The following is a 1568-nucleotide window of genomic DNA, read 5'->3' on the forward strand; positions in this document are numbered from 1 at the left end:
AGTCTCTGACTTCCTCGATTGGTCAGCTATATTCGGTTCTTAATAATCCCATTATTATTAATGATTCATAGTGGCTTTCCTTCTTTATACATTCACGCAAAGTGCCTTCCACCTTAAATCCAAGCGATTGATATACATGAAAGGCTCTCTGATTCCCTTCCTTCACATCTAGCCAGACTCTGTGGGCTTTCAATTGATTAAACAAATAATCTAATATCAATTTCATGACTTTCTTACCGTAACCTTGGTTCCTCACACTCAAATTGATTCGAACGATCTCATAACAACGATTCGGATTTTTCATCCCTTGAATGATTACATAACCTATTTTTCTTCTATTTGTATCCTCTACAATCAGATGTAGAGAATCATCGTTGGAGATCGCTCTCTCATGTTGTTCTCTGGACCATGACAAAATAAACTTCTTACTTTCCGGATCTTGTTCTGCTTGTAGTACATAATTTAAATCTTCAAGTTCTGTTTTTCTTATGAATAGTTCGTTATTACTGACAATGTACTGAGTCATTGTGGTCTATTCCTTTCAAATGTATTTCAGATGTAGGATTTATTAATGATACACTTCCTATTCGACTGCCCGTGGCTTCTTCTACTTCTTTGGGTTTTGCGAATCTAACTTCTTGAGCTTTTATTATTTCTTTGATCGTTTCCAGGTCTACACGCCCATAATCTCCTGATACTATCAGTGAGAAGTATCCTCTATCCGTCTTCAATATGAGGTTCGTAGCGTTGTCCGCATGAATCTGCATTCCCGAAATGATTCGGGCGGATCGAGGGGCGAATGCTCTGGTGTGAATACAAGTGTCGAAGTTATTGCCATCTCCGAACCACTCACAAATTTCTCGTATTTATTAAGTCGTTCTTCCAAAGAGAAATTACAACATCCATTTGCTGATTATGTTTCTTCTGGTTATCCCCTAAGGTTTGAAACCATAATGTTTTCATATCATTGATCAATTCAGGATTAAGGGATAAAAGTGTAAGAGCCCTTAGTCCATATTCTTTATTTAATTTTGATCTAGTATATGTTCCAGCTGGCACACCATTTACTAATCCAGACTCGCAAATACCTAAAAAAGTACCTTTGGGGCAACCTTTCTTCTGTGAAGAAGTACCTTCACCAAAGATCTCTCTTGTAATAGTCTCCCATGCTAGCACTGGGTCATGGGTTATGCCAGTATTTAATAGAACTACAGATCTGACTGCTGCTTCTCCGTACTTACCCACAAAATCATCTCCGTGTTTCTTCTTGCTTACTGCTTGAGATTTTAAATATTTTCTTTATTTGATCTTCAAAACACCCAATCAAAATTAAAATTGTCCCTAACACACAAAATGTGATTCCAAAATAAGTTAGCTGTATTCCATGTGTTTCATCTAAGGCACTCCAATACTTCCCCTTGTCCGTATTCCACGATGTAACTAATGGTAGATAATTTACTGCTTGAATGTGTGCCGTAATATAGAGAGTTAATCCAAAAAACAAGAATGATATTCCACTGAGAATTTTCTTCATGAATTCCCTCCAGTTCTTTCCAGTTATATTCAAG

General features: G+C 36.9%; 4 protein-coding genes. All 4 read right to left on the reverse strand.

From position 1 onward, the window contains the following. Window positions 1-22 precede the first annotated feature (22 nt). Window positions 23-526 (reverse strand): GNAT family N-acetyltransferase, encoded by a 504-nt coding sequence (locus PBA01S_RS22510; RefSeq protein ID WP_016310985.1) that lies wholly within the window; start codon window positions 524-526, stop codon window positions 23-25. Next, window positions 504-767, reverse strand: a complete 264-nt coding sequence (locus PBA01S_RS22515; RefSeq protein WP_084770566.1) for a YbaK/EbsC family protein — start codon at window positions 765-767, stop codon at window positions 504-506. Before PBA01S_RS22515 ends, PBA01S_RS22510 begins: the two co-directional genes overlap by 23 nt. An 82-nt stretch (window positions 768-849) precedes the next feature. Next, complete coding sequence (locus PBA01S_RS22520) at window positions 850-1245, reverse strand: DUF6979 family protein (RefSeq protein ID WP_085170997.1); 396 nt, start codon at window positions 1243-1245, stop codon at window positions 850-852. 4 nt (window positions 1246-1249) lie between these two features. Beyond that, on the reverse strand, window positions 1250-1568 hold a 319-nt coding region (locus PBA01S_RS22525), incomplete at its 5' end, for a hypothetical protein (protein WP_218027475.1).

Source organism: Paenibacillus barengoltzii NBRC 101215 (genome assembly GCF_004000745.1).
Classification (GTDB): domain Bacteria; phylum Bacillota; class Bacilli; order Paenibacillales; family Paenibacillaceae; genus Fontibacillus; species Fontibacillus barengoltzii.

Excerpts from the sequence above, each read along its gene's own strand:
- PBA01S_RS22510 (WP_016310985.1), bottom strand. The coding sequence starts at position 526 with ATGACTCAGTACATTGTCAGTAATAACGAACTATTCATAAGAAAAACA.
- PBA01S_RS22515 (WP_084770566.1), bottom strand. The coding sequence starts at position 767 with ATGCAGATTCATGCGGACAACGCTACGAACCTCATATTGAAGACGGAT.